Source organism: Thermosynechococcus sp. HY596 (genome assembly GCF_030518715.1).
Classification (GTDB): Bacteria; Cyanobacteriota; Cyanobacteriia; order Thermosynechococcales; family Thermosynechococcaceae; genus Thermosynechococcus.
Genome location: NZ_CP130346.1, coordinates 917,176 through 934,881, shown reverse-complemented (window position 1 = coordinate 934,881; position 17,706 = coordinate 917,176). Strand labels below are relative to the sequence as shown.

Here is a 17,706-nt window from a genome sequence, read left to right as displayed (position 1 = left end):
CATGTGTACTCGCATTCTCTGGCATACCAATGCCCTAGGGGTCTTTGTGGCGCGAACCATGGACTGGCCCACCACCACTGAACCAAAGCTAATCATTTTTCCGCGTGGGCTTCAGCGTCAGGGCAATCATCTGGGCACCGCTGCTCTTGAAATGGCAAACCCCGCCCGTTGGCAGTCCCGCTATGGCAGTGCCGTTGTCAGTATGTACGGCTTGGGAACCGTCGATGGCTTCAATGAACAGGGCTTGGCAGTGCATCTGCTCTATTTGACAGCAACGGACTTTGGCACACGGCATCCACAAAAGCAGGGGGTACACGCCGGACTCTGGGGGCAATACCTGCTGGATAATGCGGCAACAGTGCAGGAAGCCCTTGACCTCATGGCTCAGATTCAACCAGTGATGATCACGGTACAGGGCTTTGCCAGCACGGTTCATGTAGCGATCGCGGATGCCAGTGGCGACTCGGCCATTTTGGAATATCTCAACGGTGAACTGGTTATCCACCATGGACGCCAGTATCAAATCATGACCAACGATCCCCCCTATGATGAGCAGTTGGCCTACCGTGCCCAGTTTGATTTCACCAATGCCACACGCCAAACACCGCTGCCGGGGAATGTGGATCCCAGCCATCGCTTTGTGCGGGCTGATTATTTCTTGCAGGTGCTGCCCGAACCCCGCAATCAACGGGAAGCGATCGCCAGTGTGTTAGCGATCGCCCGCAATGTCTCTGTGCCCTTTGGTGCCCCCAATAAAGTGCCGGGAAGTCTCTACAACACTGAATACCGCACCGTTATGGATTTAACCCACCGCTATTACGTTTTTGAGCTAACCACAGCGCCCAACATCCTCTGGTTTCCCTTAGAGAAGTTTGAGTTACACCCTGAGGCACCGGTGATGATGCTAGATCCGAACCATCCTGAGTTGGTGGGGGATGTGGCGGCACAGTTTGCTCCCGTTGTAGCTGCCCCCTATTGAACTGTAGCTGACCTCTTTTTAGTCGCCTCAAGAGAAAGAAATTAAAATAAAGTAGCAGAGTATTGAGAAAGCTATGAATACCCCAAGAGCCGCTCTACCCAGCCTTTAGTTCGTTGATGAGCATTGCGACCTGTACTTGGAATCACTAAAGAGGGGAAGAGAAGCCTTGAAATGTTTCACTGCTTTGGATTTTGATGCATATATCAAGTTGTGTTGAGGCAAGCCGATGTTGAATGTAACGGTTGATGAGATTCAGCGTGATCCTCTCAAGTATCTGGATCAAGTAGAGGCAGGTGAGACCCTTATTATTTTTAGATCTAAACAGCTGATTGCTGAACTTAAACCTCTTAAACCTATTGGCAAGAGTAAGCAATTGCGACCATTTGGTTTATGTGCGGGCGAGTTTACCGTTCCAGATGATTTCGACGCTCCTTTGCCGGAAGAGCTGCTCAACGCATTCGAGGGTACAGCCCTTTTCTAAAATATGGGGGTCATCGAGAGGCTGTAACCCTGTCATAGAGGAGCTTTAACTTTCCTAGGTAAGTTCAATTCTTTTGAAAAGAGCTGTAAATGAGAATTTTGTTAGATACGCATATTTTCTTATGGTTCATTAGTGGTGATATTCAGTTATCCACGGATCTTCGGGATATAATTTCGTGATCCAGACAATGAGGTTTATCTGAGTATTGACAGCCTTGGTCTTGATGAAAATAGTGTAATTCAACTGGCTAAACTGCCACCCTTGCATCGCGATCCGTTTGACAGAATGCTCATCTGTCAAGCATTACAAAACGGTTTGACCATTGCGACAGTGGATACAGCAATCCGTGCCTACTCAGTCGATGTCATGTAGCAGTACAGCCCAACTTCACTGATACCCCTCTTCGGTCACCTTAAGAAAAAGAAATTACATACGTAGAGTTTTGAAGCCTTCAAACCATGCTACTGACCCGCTATAAGCAAAAAGAGGGGCAACTCAAATGCAAAGTCATTATTCTCTAAACCATCAGACGGTAATGCAGCTTTATCAACTCACGGCCATGGTGAACCTCTACGACGCCCCCACGGGCGATCGCTTGGCGACCCAAGGGGCAGCAGGACGCTTGCTCTGGGCACCTGCTTTGGGGGCTGAACGTACCTACGTGCAACTTGCTGAGGATGAATACTGGGGCTGGCTGGATCCACAGGATTACCGCCATCTCACACCCGCCACTCAGCCCTATCAACCCATTACCCGCGATCGCGCCTATATTGAGGCTGTCCTTGAGGAGGTGATTGCCTTTTGCTTGGCGGCACAGCGGGTTCCCCATGCATACCTCTGGGGCGGAACCGTTGCCCCCAACTACGATTGCTCTGGCTTGATACAGGCTAGTTTTGCCCATCAAGGCATTTGGCTGCCGCGGGATGCCTATCAGCAGGAGGCTTTTGCCACGCCCCTAGGAAGCAACTCCATTGAGGAAACCTTACCCCAGCTTCAGCGGGGTGATCTCGTCTTTTTTGGTACCCGTGAAAAGGCGACCCATGTGGGTCTCTATCTGGGGCAGGGAGAGTATATCCATAGCTCTGGCAAAGAATATGGCCGCAATGGTATTGGCATTGATACCCTCTACGCCAGTGAGGATCCCGTCAGCATCGCCTATCGGCAGCAGTTTCGCGGCGGTGGCCGCATTGACTATAGCTATCTGCCCCTCGGCTAGCGACCCATCCCCAGTTTTTGCGCTTTTTGATAGACCTTGCCTTCCGTGAGGAGGGAAGGAGCAATGACGATCTCCACCTGTTGCATTTCCCGCAGATCCTTGGCGCCAAGGGTGCCCATGCTGGTTTGCAATGCCCCAAGGAAGTTATGGGTACCATCGTCCAACTGAGCGGGTCCCCGCAGAATCTGCTCAAGGGTGCCAGTGGTGCCGACATGAATGCGCGTCCCCCGAGGCAGCACCGGACTAGGCGTGGCCATACCCCAGTGATAACCGCGACCGGGGGCTTCTTTGGCACGGGCAAAGGGGGATCCCATCATCACCGCATCAGCCCCACAGGCAATACACTTGCAGACATCGCCACCGGTAACTAAGCCGCCATCGGCAATCACAGGCACATAGCGCTGCGTTTCTTCAAAGTAGGCTTCCCGCGCGGCGGCACAGTCGGCGATCGCCGTGACTTGAGGCACCCCCACCCCAAGCACACCCCGAGAAGTACAGGCTGCCCCCGGCCCAATCCCCACTAGAATTGCTGCCGCACCACAGTGCATAAGACTGAGGGCCACCTCATAGGTGACGCAATTCCCCAAAATGACGGGCATTGGCATCCGCTCACAAAAAGCAGCAAGGTCTAAGGGGTCTGTCCCCTCAGGGGCAAGGTGAGCCGGTGAGACAACCGTGGCTTGGACAAAGAGCAAATCGGCCCCTGCCGCTGCCACAACATCGCCAAAACGACTGGCTCCCGCTGGGGTTAAACTGACGGCAGCAATCCCCCCTTGGGATTTGATTTCTTGAATGCGTTTTTCAATGAGGTGGGGCTGAATCGGCTGGGCATACAACTGCTGCATCAGGGGCACAAATTCATCAACACTGACGCTGGCAATGCGTTCGAGAATCGGTGCTGGATCTTCGTAGCGGGTTTGAATTCCCTCAAGGTTGAGGACACCCAGTGCCCCCATTTGGCTGAGTTTGACGGCCATCGTGACATCCACGACCCCATCCATGGCACTGGCAATAATCGGAATTTCCCGTTCAATGGTACCAATGCGCCAGCGGGTATCGGCCAGTTGGGGATCAAGGGTGCGGTTGCCGGGGACAAGGGCAATTTCATCAATACCGTAGGCGCGACGGGCGGTGCGATGTCCCCCTAGTTGAATCGTCATGGTGTTCCTCGCAGTAGGTGGGCTAAATGATCAAGTACGGTGTCTAAGTTGTTGTTGGCAGTGCAACAAATTTACAAAAATTTACAACACCTCGACAAGCCATGCCTTGGCGCTAGTTCAATGGTGGGTTGGGCGATCGCCGAACCGGGCGAAAGGAGGTCGGACGCGGCGAACTAGGACGCTGAGGGCGCTGGGGACGGGCTGGCCGTGCCTTGGCTTTCTTGGGCTTCTTGATTTTGCGGGGGGGCAGGATACCGACGGTGGTTGCCTCCTGAACTACTAGACTGGTTCCCTGTCGCTGCACTTGAAAGTCCCAAAAGTAGCCCGGCGACTTCATGGGTACCGTTCCCACTAGTTTCAATTTGAAGGCTTTGGGTTTTTCCCCTCGCCGACGCGGCAACTGTTGAATTTTAACGACGACAAAGTTCTTTTCTTGGGAGTTGAAGATCACTTCTCCGCGTACAGAAAAGTAGCCGTCATTGACGCCGGGATCCGCTGCTGTGGCATTGGCCTGTTGCAGGCGCTCCGGTTCCCATACGCCCACAATTTGCAGGTGCAGTTTCACCGCTTCTTTGTCAACGTCGCGGGTGCGGGGATAGACCACCCAGAGGTGGGGTTCATTCAGGTCGAGATATTTTTTAATCAGGTTCATCACCTGCCCCAAGAGGACGGTTTCAATTTCCACGCCATCCTCGGTCATCATCACCCCGCGGTTGAACTCCGCCTCCGAAGCGGGTACATAGCGACCGCGTACAACCCCGATCGCCCGATATTGCATCCGTTCACTGGGGGGTGGGATCGGCTGGAGACGGGAAGGAAGATCTTCTTGCTCAGAAATCGCTTCTTCAGGAGCAGTATTGACCTTGGGCGGTGAGCTACCCGCTGCCGCAACACCGAGAATTTCTGGGCGAGATTTGGTTTCTAACTCAGGGAAAGGCGTTGGCGGAGTCGCTGGGGTCTTCTTGGCGCGGGGGCGCTTGGCCGGGGGTTCAGCAGTCATGGTAATTCTCGCAAACAGGCTAAACACCAACTGAGCGCCTGTTCAGATGAACAGGCCACGGCAATTCTCAATTGGGGTACTCTCAATTATGCGTTGCCGCTGTGAGCTAAGCAACACTTTTGTTCCTGCCAAAAGTTGTGAGAACTATGAGCTGGATGCAACGCTCTCGATTTGGACGATCGCCCCAAAATCGCCAATAATGGCTGCACAATTGCGCAACAGACCAAGGAGCGCTAAGCGATTGGCACGCACGGCTGCATCCTCTGCCATCACTAGGACACTTTCCTCGCCATCGAAGAAGCGACTGACAATGGGGGCAAGGGAGACTAAAGCAGCCACAATTTCCCCATAGGCACGCTGCCCCTGCGCCTGTTGCACCCTTGGCAAGAGGTCCTTGAGAGCGGCATAGAATTCCTTTTCAATGGGGGCTGCGAGGTGCTTGGCCTTGACAGCGCGGATATTCAGGCAGTCTGTTCCTAGGGTGCCCTGACGTGCCAAACGCGCGGCACGATTGACGGTGGGGTAAATGGCCATGAGTTCACCGGATTGGCGCAGTTTTTGGAGAAATTGGGCGCGATCGCGGGCATCAACCACATCCCTAAGGGCACGAGTCTGCAACTCCGCCTGATCCTCTGGAATGACGGCATTCACCAAGTCATACTCAATGCCGAGTTCTTCTTGCAGTAAGGTTCGCAGCCGTTGGCTAAAAAACTGCTGCAGTTCCTGCTCTAAGTCAGCGGCACTGAGCTTGGCGGCAAATTGGCGACAAAAGGCTTGGGCAGACTCCTGTAGCAGAGCGAGGAGATCCAAGTGATGTTCCCCCTGCCAGAGAATGGTGATCACGGCATTGGCAGCCCGCCGTAGGGCAAAGGGATCTGATGACCCCGTGGGACACAGGCCGATACCAAAGAGGCAGACTAGAGTATCCAAGCGATCGGCGAGTCCCACCACCTGACCCGTGAGACTTTGGGGCGGGCGATCGCCCGCAAAACGCGGCAGATAATGTTCAAAAATCCCCGTGGCCACCGCTGGCGCTTCCCCGGAGACCGTGGCATACACTTGCCCCATGTAGCCCTGCAGTTCCGGAAATTCCCCCACCATCTGCGTTACTAGATCCGCTTTACACAGGCAGGCCGTGCGTTCAATGGCAGCAACGTCCGCAGCCGCACAATTTAAGGCGGTGGCAATTTGGCGAGCTAGTGCGGTTAGCCGTTCCACTTTGTCGGCCATGGATCCCAATTCATCTTGGAAGGTAACCGTGGCTAGTTTGTCACGATAGTGCTCTAGGGGCTGTGCCGTATCCACCTTGTAGAAGAACTCGGCATCCGCTAGGCGAGCACGAATCACCCGCTCATTCCCAGCACGAATCAAGGGGGTGGCCGCAGGGTCGCCATTGCTAATCGTGATGAATACAGGGAGCAGCGCTTGGCGAGTGGCATCGGTGTACACGGGAAAATACCGCTGATGGGACACCAATACGGTGGTAATCACCTCAAGGGGCAGGGCCAGAAACCGTGCTTCAAAACTTCCCAAAACCGCCGTTGGCCATTCCACGAGGTGGGTGACTTCCTCCAAAAGGGGCACCGCTAAATCCACCCATCCCCCCGCTTCCGCAGCAAGGGCAGCAATTTGCTCGCGAATCCGTTGCTGGCGAACCTCTGGATCCACCAAGACTCCCGCCGTTTCAAGGGCAGCTTCATAGTCTTGGGCATGCTTGAGGACAATAGCCCCTTGAGAAAGGACGCGATGGCCATAGGTGGTGCGATCGCTGGCAATGCGCACGGAATGGCTCTCCAAGACCAAGGGCAGCACCTGATCCTCCCACAGCAGCACTAGCCAGCGAATGGGACGCGAAAACCGCAAATCCCCATCCCCCCAGCGCATGAAGCGGGCACCCTCAAGGGCGGCAATCCACTGTGGTGCCAACTCGGTCAATCGTTGGGGCGTCGGTTGGCCGGGGCGAACTTGCTTGAGATAGACCACCTCCCCTTTTTCCGTGGGACGGATTTCAATTTCCTCAAGACGACCTTGGCGCGATCGCAGGAACCCCAATAGGGCAGGGGTAGGTTCCCCCTCCCGAAAGGCCACGCTGGCCGCTGGCCCTTTGATTTCAATTGCTTGATCGGGTTGCTGGGGCGGTAACCCCTCAATCAGTACGGCTAAGCGGCGCGGGGTTGCCCAGACTTTGACTTCCCCCTCCAGTCCCTGTTCCTTGAGGGTTTGGGGAATCAGGGTGTGCCACTGGCGCAGGGCACTACTGACAAAGCGGGCGGGGAGATCCTCGGTTCCCACCTCCAAGAGGAACGTATGCGGTGATGACTTGGGCATGGTGACCATGGGCTAGACAACGGAGCTACTGCGGGCGGCTTCGGCCTCGTCGGGATGAATACCAAGGCGGGTCAGGTTAATGCGGCCTTTGCTGTCCACCTCACGAATTTTGACCACAATTTCATCGCCAATTTTCACTTCGTCCTCAACTTTGCCGACGCGATATTCCGCCAACTGGGAAATGTGGATCATCCCCTCCTTGCCGGGGAGAAACTCGACAAAAGCACCGATGGGAATAATCCGCGTCACCTTACCCAGATAGACATCACCGGCGTTGAGCTTTCGCGTCAGACCCTCAATGGCCGCCCGGGCTTGCTTGGCGTTGGTTTCATTGGGGGCAGTAATGGTGACCAGCCCTTCTTCACTAATGTCCACCTTGACGTTGTATTGCTCAGAGATACCGCGCACGGTTTTACCCCCGGGACCAATGACAAGGCCAATCATATCGGGGGGAATTTGCAACGTCAGCAGTCGTGGCGCACTGGGGGGCAGTTGGGGACGGGGTTTGTCCAGCACCGCCAGCATTTTCTCAAGGATATGGAGCCGTGCCGGACGTGCCTGTTCGATTGCCTGTTTGATCACCGACATCGGCAAGCCAGTAATTTTCATGTCCATTTGCAGGGCGGTAATGCCGCTATCGGTGCCGGCCACCTTGAAATCCATGTCGCCAAGGAAGTCTTCAATCCCCTGAATGTCGGTGAGGATGCGCACCTCATTGCCCTCCTTGATCAGCCCCATGGCCGCCCCACTGACGGGTTTACGGATCGGTACCCCGGCATCCATCAAGGAGAGGGTGGAACCACAAACGGATCCCATGGAGGTAGAACCATCGGAAGAGAGCACCTCCGACACGACGCGAATCACATAGGGAAACTCCTCTTTGGGAGGAATGACCGGTTCGAGGGCACGCTCGGCGAGGGCACCATGGCCAATTTCCCGCCGCCCGGGCGATCGCAGGGGTTTGACTTCACCCACAGAGTAGGGGGGAAAGTTGTAGTGGTGCAGATAACGTTTGCTGTCCTCGGGATGCAGATCATCAAGGGCTTGGGCATCAGCAGGAGAACCGAGGGTGGTTACAGACATCACCTGCGTCAAGCCGCGATTAAAGAGGGCACTACCATGAACCCGCTCTGGCAGAACCCCCACCTCACACCAAATGGGGCGCACTTCATCGAGACGGCGGCCATCCACTCGCACCCCTTCTTCAATAATCTGCTGCCGCATGAGTTTTTTCGTCACGGCCTTAAAGAGGGTAGGCAGGGCTTTGGGGTTTTCCGCTGCCGCCACAGCCACTGGGTGATCTTCGGGCAGAGCCGCAATGTCTTGGGCGATCGCCCCTTGCACCTCATCGAGGGCAGCATCGCGAACATTTTTGTCCTTTTCAAAGCGTTTGAGAATGGCTTTGACCGGTTCAACGGCGCGATCGTAGATGAAGTTTTCCAAGGTGGGGTCGATCGCCGGCGGTTCCACTTTGACGATATCAAGACCCAGTTCCTTGAGGAGATGCCGCTGCGCTTGAATCAGGTCTTGGATGACCTCATAGCCAAAGTCAATGGCTTCAATCATGTCGGCTTCGGGCAGCTCATTGGCACCGGCTTCCACCATCACCACGCCATCGGGAGACCCGGCCACGACCAGATCTAAGCCACCGCGCTCAATTTCTTTGTAGGTGGGGTTGATAATAAACTCATCCCCCACAAGGCCCACCCGCACTGCTGCCATTGGACCATTAAAGGGAATTTGCGCTAAGAGGACAGCGATCGAGGCTCCCGTTACCGCCAATACATCGGGGGGAACATTTTCATCCAAGGAAACCGTCGTGGCTACTACTTGCAGATCATCGCGCAACCATTGGGGAAAGAGGGGGCGCAGCGGCCGGTCAATCAGGCGACCAATAAGAATCGCTTTTTCGGGGGGACGACCCTCACGCCGTAAAAAACCGCCGGGAATCCGCCCAGCGGCATAGAGGCGCTCTTCGTAATCCACCACAAGGGGTAAAAAATCAATGCCTTCGCGAGCAGCGGCACGATTTGCCGTCACTAGGACAGCTGTTTCCCCCGAACTAATGAGAATGGAACCGGCCGCTTGGGGGGCAAATTTTTGCAATACTACCTTAATATCCCGTCCATCTAGGGGGATAATCTTTTCTAGACCCTTCATTGGCGTTCTATTTTGTCCTTCTTCCTATTCCTTTCTCTCTACTAGGATAGCCGCTTCTGCCACTCATCCGCTAAAGTTCAAGGATTAGCCGTGTGCCCCCAAGGACGGCAAGACTGGGGGTGGCTGTCCAGCTTTGGGTTAATAAAATTTGTATCAGTTCTGCCGATCGCCGGCTGCTGGGGCTGTCCTGTAACCCCAAATAGAAACTGGCAGAGTGGTGGCTATCTTGACCGAGCACTTTCAGCAGATCATCGGCGTAGTGAATGGCTTTTTCCATCTGGGTTTGCAAGTTAGTCCATAAATCCACATTGCGGAGGTTGCTCAGGGTTTCGGCCACCACATCTTGACGGTGTTGAATTAGGATGGTTCGCGGCTGTAGCTCTGGCGGCAAATCCGCAAAGAAAATGGCCGGGCCATAGCCAATGAGATGCACCATCTCCATCCATTTCGTTTGCGGCAGCAGCAATTGCCGCACAATGTGACAGGCAAGGGCAGTAATAATTAACCCTTGACTATGGGCGACAAGGTACAATTCGGCTCCCGCCTGTAACCCCTTGACGATTTCATAGGCCAACCGCAGGGTGGGACGCGGCGCACCGGCTGGAAAGGCACCGTAGAGATACTGGGCAAAATCCCCCCAACCTAATTTTTGTAGGAACGATAGGTCAAGGAGTTTCGTTAAGTCAGCGGTGCTGTTGATATCGAGGGGGCGCTGTTGCAGTTGGCTCGGTTGGGCGATCGCCAGAATATCCGCATCATCGGTCAGATCTTGAGTCACCAGTTGGCCAAGAAGTTTAGCATACTCATAGCGGCGATCCTTGCTGGGGTCTGGGGCTGGGGTCTGGGGCCAAAAACGATAGAGTTCTGCCTTACCGAGGAAACTTTCCAAAAGATCTGCTTGGAAACCATGGGTCTGATTGTGAATGCCGCGAACTTCTAAAGGATAAGCCGCTGTGAGTTCGGCAAGGCGGTTCAAATCCCGCCGTTGCTTGGCGCGATCGCTCCCTATCCCATTCACATGGAGTAAACGCCGCCGTAGGGGGACGCTCAGGGGGTTGTCGGGCAAAATAATCGTACCGTCTAGGGGAGAGGTCATAGGGAATTTGGAAAGTCTAATGAGAGAATTTGGTGAAACTCAATAAAAGGCGGCTAAATTGTGATCATCGTCACAGTCATTCTATCGGGGGATGAGTCATACTAAATAGTGACTCAGTACTATCCGAGTCATCAACAGGGAACACACAACGAGCCGACAGACTGTAAGTAAGTTTGTCGGTTTTTTTTTGGAATTTCAGTCATGCCCCACAAAAAGATCACGCTTCGTTTAGATGCTGAACTCTATGGCCAACTCCAACGCTGGCAAGTGCAGCAGGGATGCGGTTCCCTTAGTGAGGCAATTCGTAAAATTTTGCAACAATCTCTTCAGCCGACGGAGATGGCCTGTCCCACGGTTTTGCAGCGCCTGAGTACCCTAGAACAGCAAGTGGCCGCCCTTGAACGCCAACTGTGCCCGCCTCAACCCACTATCGAAACGCTGACGATCGCGGAGCTAGAGCGACTGACTCGCCCACAACTGGTGGCCTTAGCGCGGGACTTGGGCATCTATAGCTATAAGCTGAATAATCCAGCGTTGCGGCAAGCCATTTGGGCAGCGAAACAAGCGATCGATGGGCACAAGCGGCAATGATATGCTGACGAAGGTGACTCAAGTGTAGGTGAGATGGCTAGTCCGTCAGAATCGATGGATCGCTCCCGTTTGTGGTGGGCGGCGATTAAGCTTCCCATGTACAGTGTGGCTGTGATGCCGATTTGGCTGGGCACAGCGGTGGCGATCGCCGAAACGGGAAGGGTGCATTGGTGGCCGTTTGGTTTGTTTCTAACAGCAGCCGTACTCATTTTGGTCTGGCTGAATCTCAGTAATGATGTCTTTGATGCCGAAACGGGGATCGATCGCCACAAGTACCATTCGGTCGTCAATCTCACGGGCAAAAAGCAACTCATCTTCTGGCTGAGCAACCTCTGCTTACTTTTGGGGCTACTGGGGATTGTGGCCATTAGTTGGCTCCAACAGGATGCAACGGTTTTAGGGTTGGTATTACTCTGCTGCGCCCTAGGCTATAGTTACCAAGGTCCACCCTTTCGTTTGGGCTATTTGGGTTTGGGAGAGCCAATTTGTTTTATCTGCTTTGGGCCGCTGGCGATCGCTGCTGCCTACTATAGCCAAGGGCAAACCTTTAGCCCTAGTATTTGGCCAGTGGCTATCCTCAATGGTCTGACGACAACACTGATTCTCTTTTGCTCCCACTTTCACCAAGTGGCCGATGATCTAGCCGCTGGCAAACGTTCGCCGGTCGTGCGCCTAGGGACGGCTCGCAGTGCTCAACTGGTCTATGGCGCCTGTGGCGTCTTTTATGCTCTCTTAGTGGCCGCTGTCCTCTGGGGAATGCTGCCGTGGCCAACACTGCTGGCTTTGAGTTCACTGCCTTGGGCGATTTATTTGTGCCAGCGGATGGCGCAATTTCACAGTGTCCCTGAGCAGATGAAGAACTCGAAATTTATTGCGGTGCAACTGCACTTTTGGAGTAGCTTGCTCTTGGGATTGGGTTACTTGCTCTGAGCTGGGGGGCGATCGCGATTCAGCGACCATTGGTACTCCACACTGCCACCCCTCAATTGCCATTCCTCCTCAAACTGCTTTTGTAGCCGCAGGGCTTTGCGTAGATGAATAGCAGCGCTATGGAGTTGCTGGTAACCACTGGAGTGGGGAGGGAGGGCGGGCAACGAGACCTGTTCCAAAATTTGCAGCACTAGCTCGTAATGGATGTGGGCAGGAACAGGAATCTCATCTGAGGGGGCAGAAGAAAGAGTCACCAAGGCAGACACCTCCAAGGAACGACTATCTAGATTTCAGCTTTCTAGCGGCGGCGGGGACGGCGATAGGTCAACCGCTCGGAGCGATCGCGCTCGTAGGCAATCAGCCGGCCATAGATTTCGTGCTTGGTTAAGTTTAACGAAAAAAAGACATGCCGCCGCGGATTGCCAAAACCCTTACGGGTAAAAAACTTTACTGCGGGCGTGTTGGCCGGATCGGTATCCACCAGCATAAATCGCGCCCCCTCCTCAATCATCCGCTCGATGAGCTTATCCACCAGCTTATCGGCAATGCCCCGCCGCTGATAGTGGGGATGCACCCCCAGCCAGTTAATGTAGCCATACACCCATGGGGCTTTGCTAATAATGGTGCCCAAGATGAACCCGACCACCTGAGAATCCGCCTCGGCCACCAGACAGTATTCGGGATCGGTGTTATAGAAACCAATGACCTCCCACTCATCCCAGATGCGATAGAGCGAGGGATACAGATCACTGGTGAAGAGTTCCTCGCCAAGGTGAAACACGGGGGCAATGTCATCAATGCCCATCTCGCGAATAATGATGTTAGTGGGTTCAGAGCGCTCTTCTTCTTTGGCGGGAACGATTTCTAAATCAACTAAATTGTGGTCAATGGGATCATCGGTGTGCAAAGACATACAAAGGCGAGTACCGAGCTATTTCTAGCTTAGCCTATGTCCAGCGGGGTCAATTCGTGAACCTTAGCGCACTTCCACGACTGCCTCTAGGGGATAGCGTACCTTGGGCAAAGTCGCATAGTTGTCATCGGCCGCTCGATAGCCCGCTGCACATAGAACGACGGCATGATAACCTTGGGTAGATAGACCGAGAAGGCGATCATATTCTTGGGGCAAGAAACCCTCCATCGGGCAGGTGTCAATGCCCAGCAGCGCCGCCGTCACCATAAACTGACCCAAAGCAATATAGACTTGGCGGGTTGACCATTCATCAACATTGAGGGGGTAGGGGGGTGAGTGCAAAAAGCCCTTGACCAAGTCCCCATACTTTTGCAGATTTTCCACTGCGGTTTGGTGGACTTCCGCTTGCCGTGCAAGGTAGCGATCAACGTCCGTAGCATTGAGATTGGTTTTAATGGCAAATACCACTAAGTGGGAGGCATCCACCACCTGTCGTTGATTCCAAGTGTGGGGGAGCAGGGCTTGGCGTAGCTCAGGCGTCTCAATGACGTAAAACTTCCACGGTTGCAGGCCAAAGGAAGAAGGAGCCAGTACCAGACTTTGTAGAAGTGTTTGCCACAGATCCGCAGGAATTTTGCGATTGGGGTCAAATTTCTTCGTGGCGTAGCGCCATTGCAGTTGTTGCAAAACCGTTGTTGGTGAAATCGGTGCTTCAGTCATTCTGTTCCCTAGAGAATTGATTAGAGCGATTACCCGAAGGGTACGCTACGCGATCGCGAAAACCACTCGCCGCTCATTTTGACAAACCATGAGGGTAAGGTCAACCTCTCTCCTGTGTTGAGGGCAATTCTGTCATCAAATTTATTGCGTAAAATATTGGGTACGCCTCACCGCCATCACCGGCTAGAGGAGAATCCCCAGAATGTCACGCATTTATGACAACATAGAGCAATCTTTATTGCCAGAGCTGCAAGACCGCTTACAGGAAGCCTACCGATGAAAAAGAAGCATTTTTCCAGCTTTACTTACGCTGAAGCTTTCAAGTACCTAGGTATTCAAGAAATCATTCCTTGGAAGCTGTCTGTGACACCAATCGCCCCCAGTGAGTTTTTTGAGGAAAACCTGCGGCAAATTTCTGAAGTCTTTGATCTACGCAGCAGCGAGGAATCAAAAAAACTCTTAATTGATGTCATTTGCCAAGAGTCCCTACGGCAGTTTAAGCACTTGAAAATTTGGAAGTCAGCCCCCCTATCCGATGAGCAAACCACTGGGTATGTGGACTATTTGGTGGCAGAACGCAAGGCCTATTTAGAAGCGCCATTTGTTTGCATTGTCGAGGCCAAGAGGGATGATTTTGAGCAGGGACTTGCGCAGTGCTTGCCAGAGATGAAAGCCTGCCAATACAACAACAAAGAAATTGATCGAAATTTGGATATTTATGGTATTGTAACCAATGGAGAAGGGTGGCAATTCTACAAATTAACGCTGGCAGGAGCGGTGTACGGCTCTGAGCTATATGCCATTGGCAATCTCCCCCAAGTCCTAGGCATTTTGTCCTTTGTTTTTCAGGAGTGTGAACAGAATTTATTAGCCCTATCCCAAGGTCAACCCTAAGGTTGTTGTCATTTGCACTCCCTAGTTTTGGAAATGTGACCCGCGGTTGAGTCAGCTTGCCGTGCAAGGTAGCGATCAGATTCCAAGTGTGGGGGAGCAGGGCTTGGCGTAGCTCAGGCGTCTCAATGACGTAAAACTTCCACGGTTGCAGGCCAAAGGAAGAAGGAGCCAGTACCAGACTTTGTAGAAGTGTTTGCCACAGATCCGCAGGAATTTTGCGATTGGGGTCAAATTTCTTCGTGGCGTAGCGCCATTGCAGTTGTTGCAAAACCGTTGTTGGTGAAATCGGTGCTTCAGTCATTCTGTTCCCTAGAGAATTGATTAGAGCGATTACCCGAAGGGTACGCTACGCGATCGCGAAAACCACTCGCCGCTCATTTTGACAAACTATTAAAGGCGAGGTCAACTGCCCTGTAGATCAATTGCCCACTATTGCCACTGAATATCGGCATCCATCGCAGTCATGGCAGAGGTGAGTTTTTCAACCAGTTCCTTAACAGGGAAAGCGCTGACATCTTTTGCTGCACGGGTGCGGATACTTACGGTCTCGCTTTCGACTTCCTTGGCACCGATAATGCCCATCACAGGAATTTTCTGGGTTTCAGCATTGCGGATTTGTTGACCTAGCGATCGCCCGTACGATTCACACTCATGCGGATGTCCCATCAGCCGAGGTCAGGTGCCCCTACCAATCATGGAGCAGGTCTTTAGGCATGGCGCAGCCTTCTTACAAGCATTGCCCCGCCAATGGCAGGAATGGAAACGCAGTTTTGAGTGGTGGAAAAATCCTGCGATTTTAAGGGGGCAACGGTGCGCTGGCAGCAACAACAGATCCTCAGTTGGTAAGACGAGCCCCTCGCAATTGCTGGGCGGCTGCCACCATGTTTTTCAGTGAGGGAATCACTTCCTCCCAGCGACGGGTTTTCAGACCGCAGTCTGGGTTAACCCAAATCTGGTCACTGGGTAGATGGGCGATCGCAGTCTCCAGCTGCTGAACCATCTGCTCAACAGTGGGAACTGCCGGACTATGAACATCATAAACACCATTGCCCACCTGCTGTTGATAGCCGGCATCAGTAATTTCAAACAGCGTTTCATTGTTACTGCGGCTATTTTCAATGGACAACACATCTGCATCTAGGCGCTCGATATGTTGAATAATGTCGCCAAACTCCGAATAGCACATGTGGGTATGAATTTGGGTTTCTGGCTTAGCCACACCAGCCGCCAACCGAAACGCATCGACGGCCCAAGCCAAGTACTCCTGCCAACGTTCCGGCTTGAGGGGTAATCCTTCCCGTAAAGCGGGTTCATCAATCTGGATAATCTTTGCCCCAGCAGCTTCTAAATCGGCCACTTCATCCCGTAGAGCCAGGGCAATCTGCATCGCCTGTTCGCTCCGCGGAATATCGGTGCGGGTAAAGGACCAGTTAATCATGGTCACAGGGCCCGTCAGCATGCCCTTGACGATTTTCTGGGTCAACGATTGCGCCACCTTAAACTCTCGCACCGTCATTGGCTCGGTTCGCGCTACATCCCCATAAATAATGGGTGGACGCACACAGCGACTGCCATAGCTTTGCACCCAGCCGTGTTCGGTAAAGGCAAAACCAGTGAGCTTCTGGCCAAAGAATTCCACCATGTCGGTGCGTTCAAATTCGCCATGCACCAATACATCCAAGCCAATTTCTTCCTGCAATCGAATGCATTTGGCAATTTCAGCATCAATTGCTGCTTGGTACTCCGCAAGGGTGATTTCTCCGCGCTTGAGCTTCACCCGCAATTGCCGCACTTCTGGGGTTTGCGGAAAAGAACCAATGGTAGTTGTCGGAAAGAGCGGTAAGGTGGGCTGCAGTTGGCGGCGTTGTTCATAGGGCATAGCCCGTTTCAGATCGTTGACGGTTAAATTGCGCAACCGCTGTTGTACCACTGGATTCACAGGCCTAAATTCCTTAAAGGCCTGCCACTGGGCTTCAATCTCTGCTAATTGGGGGTGCTGGGCAAGGGCTTTGGGACTCTCCTGCAGCGTCTGGGCCAATAGCACCACCTCATCCAACTTTTGTTCGGCAAAACTCAACACCCGCCGCAATGGCTCTGGTAACTTCACTTCTCGTGCTGCATCGTAGGGGACGAATTGTAAAGAGGCTGAGGGGTGCAACCGGATATTGGTTGTGATACCCTGAATCGCTGCTAAGGTTGACACAACAAGTTCTGGGCAAATTTTCCAAATGTTTCGGGCATCCACAATACCCACCCCCAGCTGTTTATCCCTTGGGAAACTAAACTGCTGCAATAATGCCAAGTTCTGCCCACGGGTAAAATCTAGACTAATGCCGGCTACGGGCAACGTCACCACCCAAGGATAGGCAGCGCCGAGATCATCAAAGTAGGTCACTAGGTAAATCGGCAAACCAACTTGACAAAGCGCATCAAATGTTGATTCATACAATTCCCTGAAGTTGTTGGTGTCCCCAAAAACCAAGGCAGGTTCGTGGATTTGTACCTCAACCACCCCTAGGTTCTTCAATTCAGCCAACAGGATAAGATAGCGCTCCACTAGGCAAGACAACGCTTCCTCTAGATTCATCTGCAGCCGACTCAGCCGTAGCAGGGTTAAAGGCCCTAGCACCATGGGAACGGCGCGATCGCCCAAGACCTTTTGGGCGCGACCGATGATCCCCAGAAAATCACTAAAGTCTGCTGCCTGAAGAGGCTGACTCATTTCGGGAACCAAGTAGTGATAGTTGGTGTCAAACCATTTGGTCATCTCAAGGGCTGGAATTCCCTCTCGACCGCGAGCCATTGCAAAGTATTGCTCCAACCCTGTAAAGGCTTGATACCGCTGTGGGATGAGGCCGAGGCGGACACTCCAGTCGAGAACGGGATCGTAAAAACTGGTATCGCCAACGCCAATGCGATCAATGCCAGCCTGCAGTTGCGTTTGCCAATTTGCCAATTCAATATCTTGAACCGTTTGTAGTAAATTTTCTTGATTGGATTTACCATTCCAAAAGGCTTCCAATGCCTTTTTCAGCTCGCGATTTTTACCAATACGGGGGTAGCCTAGCGTTGCAGTCTGAATGGTCATTGTTATGGTACCCTGAGTTTTGACAGTTCTCTCAATAGACAATGAAAGCTGGCTGTTTTCAGTCCAACAAGCAGTGCACTTCCAGTATCATCAGCAGAACCTAGCGTGGGTCACTGCAAGAGGAGCCCTTGTCTAGGTGCTTGTAGGTAC

16 protein-coding genes and 2 pseudogenes are annotated in these 17,706 nt (G+C 53.1%); 7 read left to right on the top strand and 11 right to left on the bottom strand.

The window, feature by feature from the left end; all coding sequences use genetic code 11:
• Position 1: 1 nt before the first annotated feature.
• From QYC28_RS04730 to QYC28_RS04720, 4 genes and pseudogenes are all read left to right on the top strand, one after another.
• Positions 2-979 carry a linear amide C-N hydrolase gene (locus QYC28_RS04730; RefSeq protein WP_149818649.1) on the top strand — a complete coding sequence of 326 codons (978 nt, stop codon included), beginning with the start codon at positions 2-4 and terminating at the stop codon, positions 977-979.
• Positions 980-1,205: 226 nt separating this feature from the next.
• Complete coding sequence (locus QYC28_RS04725) at positions 1,206-1,460, top strand: type II toxin-antitoxin system Phd/YefM family antitoxin (protein ID WP_190278229.1); 255 nt, start codon at positions 1,206-1,208, stop codon at positions 1,458-1,460.
• 89 nt (positions 1,461-1,549) lie between these two features.
• Positions 1,550-1,832 (top strand): annotated as a pseudogene (locus QYC28_RS13165) (type II toxin-antitoxin system VapC family toxin).
• 127 nt (positions 1,833-1,959) lie between these two features.
• Positions 1,960-2,676 (top strand): C40 family peptidase, encoded by a 717-nt coding sequence (locus QYC28_RS04720; RefSeq protein WP_226972014.1) that lies wholly within the window; start codon positions 1,960-1,962, stop codon positions 2,674-2,676.
• On the opposite strand, the gene QYC28_RS04715 is transcribed toward QYC28_RS04720, so the two are convergent.
• From QYC28_RS04715 to QYC28_RS04695, 5 genes are all read right to left on the bottom strand, one after another.
• Positions 2,673-3,836, bottom strand: a complete 1,164-nt coding sequence (locus QYC28_RS04715; RefSeq protein WP_149818647.1) for a GuaB3 family IMP dehydrogenase-related protein — start codon at positions 3,834-3,836, stop codon at positions 2,673-2,675. The genes QYC28_RS04720 and QYC28_RS04715 overlap by 4 nt on opposite strands.
• A 112-nt stretch (positions 3,837-3,948) precedes the next feature.
• Positions 3,949-4,836, bottom strand: a complete 888-nt coding sequence (locus tag QYC28_RS04710) for a hypothetical protein (protein ID WP_302679924.1) — start codon at positions 4,834-4,836, stop codon at positions 3,949-3,951.
• A 144-nt stretch (positions 4,837-4,980) separates the two neighbouring features.
• Positions 4,981-7,164 (bottom strand): glycine--tRNA ligase subunit beta, encoded by a 2,184-nt coding sequence (glyS, locus tag QYC28_RS04705; RefSeq protein WP_302679923.1) that lies wholly within the window; start codon positions 7,162-7,164, stop codon positions 4,981-4,983.
• 12 nt (positions 7,165-7,176) lie between these two features.
• Positions 7,177-9,324 carry a polyribonucleotide nucleotidyltransferase gene (locus tag QYC28_RS04700; RefSeq protein WP_149818643.1) on the bottom strand — a complete coding sequence of 716 codons (2,148 nt, stop codon included), beginning with the start codon at positions 9,322-9,324 and terminating at the stop codon, positions 7,177-7,179.
• A gap of 70 nt (positions 9,325-9,394) precedes the next feature.
• On the bottom strand, positions 9,395-10,420 hold the full coding sequence (locus tag QYC28_RS04695) for a hypothetical protein (protein ID WP_302679922.1): 1,026 nt from the start codon (positions 10,418-10,420) through the stop codon (positions 9,395-9,397).
• Between the two features lie 201 nt (positions 10,421-10,621).
• On the opposite strand from QYC28_RS04695, the gene QYC28_RS04690 reads away from it, so the two are divergent.
• Both QYC28_RS04690 and menA read left to right on the top strand, forming a co-directional pair.
• Positions 10,622-11,011 (top strand): hypothetical protein, encoded by a 390-nt coding sequence (locus tag QYC28_RS04690; protein WP_190278228.1) that lies wholly within the window; start codon positions 10,622-10,624, stop codon positions 11,009-11,011.
• A 33-nt stretch (positions 11,012-11,044) separates the two neighbouring features.
• Positions 11,045-11,941: a 2-carboxy-1,4-naphthoquinone phytyltransferase gene (menA, locus tag QYC28_RS04685; RefSeq protein WP_302679921.1), complete on the top strand. Its 897-nt coding sequence runs from the start codon at positions 11,045-11,047 to the stop codon at positions 11,939-11,941.
• Here the strand turns inward: menA and QYC28_RS04680 are convergent.
• From QYC28_RS04680 to QYC28_RS04670, 3 genes are all read right to left on the bottom strand, one after another.
• Positions 11,929-12,195, bottom strand: coding sequence for a DUF5340 domain-containing protein (locus QYC28_RS04680; RefSeq protein ID WP_149818636.1), 267 nt, complete (start codon positions 12,193-12,195; stop codon positions 11,929-11,931). The two genes, menA and QYC28_RS04680, sit on opposite strands and share 13 nt — an antisense overlap.
• A gap of 44 nt (positions 12,196-12,239) precedes the next feature.
• Positions 12,240-12,746 (bottom strand): GNAT family N-acetyltransferase, encoded by a 507-nt coding sequence (locus tag QYC28_RS04675; protein WP_226972042.1) that lies wholly within the window; start codon positions 12,744-12,746, stop codon positions 12,240-12,242.
• A gap of 171 nt (positions 12,747-12,917) precedes the next feature.
• A complete protein-coding gene (locus QYC28_RS04670) occupies positions 12,918-13,574 on the bottom strand; it encodes an NAD(P)H-dependent oxidoreductase (RefSeq protein ID WP_302679920.1) in 657 nt (218 codons plus the stop codon).
• Between the two features lie 276 nt (positions 13,575-13,850).
• Here QYC28_RS04670 and QYC28_RS13255 point away from each other — a divergent pair, with 276 nt between their 5' ends.
• The gene (locus QYC28_RS13255; RefSeq protein ID WP_302679919.1) at positions 13,851-14,468 is read left to right on the top strand and encodes a hypothetical protein; all 618 of its coding nucleotides are present in this window, start codon (positions 13,851-13,853) and stop codon (positions 14,466-14,468) included.
• Positions 14,469-14,550: 82 nt separating this feature from the next.
• On the opposite strand, the pseudogene QYC28_RS13250 reads toward QYC28_RS13255, so the two are convergent.
• From QYC28_RS13250 to metE, 3 genes and pseudogenes are all read right to left on the bottom strand, one after another.
• Positions 14,551-14,769, bottom strand: a pseudogene (locus QYC28_RS13250) (nitroreductase family protein); the annotation flags it as partial.
• Between the two features lie 128 nt (positions 14,770-14,897).
• Entirely contained in the window at positions 14,898-15,134 is a 237-nt protein-coding gene (locus QYC28_RS04655) for a His/Gly/Thr/Pro-type tRNA ligase C-terminal domain-containing protein (RefSeq protein WP_226972012.1), read from the bottom strand.
• 169 nt (positions 15,135-15,303) lie between these two features.
• Positions 15,304-17,556, bottom strand: coding sequence for a 5-methyltetrahydropteroyltriglutamate--homocysteine S-methyltransferase (gene metE / locus QYC28_RS04650; RefSeq protein WP_302679918.1), 2,253 nt, complete (start codon positions 17,554-17,556; stop codon positions 15,304-15,306).
• Positions 17,557-17,706 lie beyond the last annotated feature (150 nt).

Bases quoted from the DNA above. Each gene is read 5' to 3' on its own strand.
- QYC28_RS04730 (WP_149818649.1), top strand. From the start codon at position 2: ATGTGTACTCGCATTCTCTGGCATACCAATGCCCTAGGGGTCTTTGTG.
- QYC28_RS04725 (WP_190278229.1), top strand. From the start codon at position 1,206: ATGTTGAATGTAACGGTTGATGAGATTCAGCGTGATCCTCTCAAGTAT.
- QYC28_RS04720 (WP_226972014.1), top strand. From the start codon at position 1,960: ATGCAAAGTCATTATTCTCTAAACCATCAGACGGTAATGCAGCTTTAT.
- QYC28_RS04715 (WP_149818647.1), bottom strand. From the start codon at position 3,836: ATGACGATTCAACTAGGGGGACATCGCACCGCCCGTCGCGCCTACGGT.
- QYC28_RS04710 (WP_302679924.1), bottom strand. From the start codon at position 4,836: ATGACTGCTGAACCCCCGGCCAAGCGCCCCCGCGCCAAGAAGACCCCA.
- glyS (WP_302679923.1), bottom strand. From the start codon at position 7,164: ATGCCCAAGTCATCACCGCATACGTTCCTCTTGGAGGTGGGAACCGAG.
- QYC28_RS04700 (WP_149818643.1), bottom strand. From the start codon at position 9,324: ATGAAGGGTCTAGAAAAGATTATCCCCCTAGATGGACGGGATATTAAG.
- QYC28_RS04695 (WP_302679922.1), bottom strand. From the start codon at position 10,420: ATGACCTCTCCCCTAGACGGTACGATTATTTTGCCCGACAACCCCCTG.
- QYC28_RS04690 (WP_190278228.1), top strand. From the start codon at position 10,622: ATGCCCCACAAAAAGATCACGCTTCGTTTAGATGCTGAACTCTATGGC.
- menA (WP_302679921.1), top strand. From the start codon at position 11,045: ATGGCTAGTCCGTCAGAATCGATGGATCGCTCCCGTTTGTGGTGGGCG.
- QYC28_RS04675 (WP_226972042.1), bottom strand. From the start codon at position 12,746: ATGGGCATTGATGACATTGCCCCCGTGTTTCACCTTGGCGAGGAACTC.
- QYC28_RS04670 (WP_302679920.1), bottom strand. From the start codon at position 13,574: ATGACTGAAGCACCGATTTCACCAACAACGGTTTTGCAACAACTGCAA.
- QYC28_RS13255 (WP_302679919.1), top strand. From the start codon at position 13,851: ATGAAAAAGAAGCATTTTTCCAGCTTTACTTACGCTGAAGCTTTCAAG.
- QYC28_RS04655 (WP_226972012.1), bottom strand. From the start codon at position 15,134: ATGGGACATCCGCATGAGTGTGAATCGTACGGGCGATCGCTAGGTCAA.
- metE (WP_302679918.1), bottom strand. From the start codon at position 17,556: ATGACCATTCAGACTGCAACGCTAGGCTACCCCCGTATTGGTAAAAAT.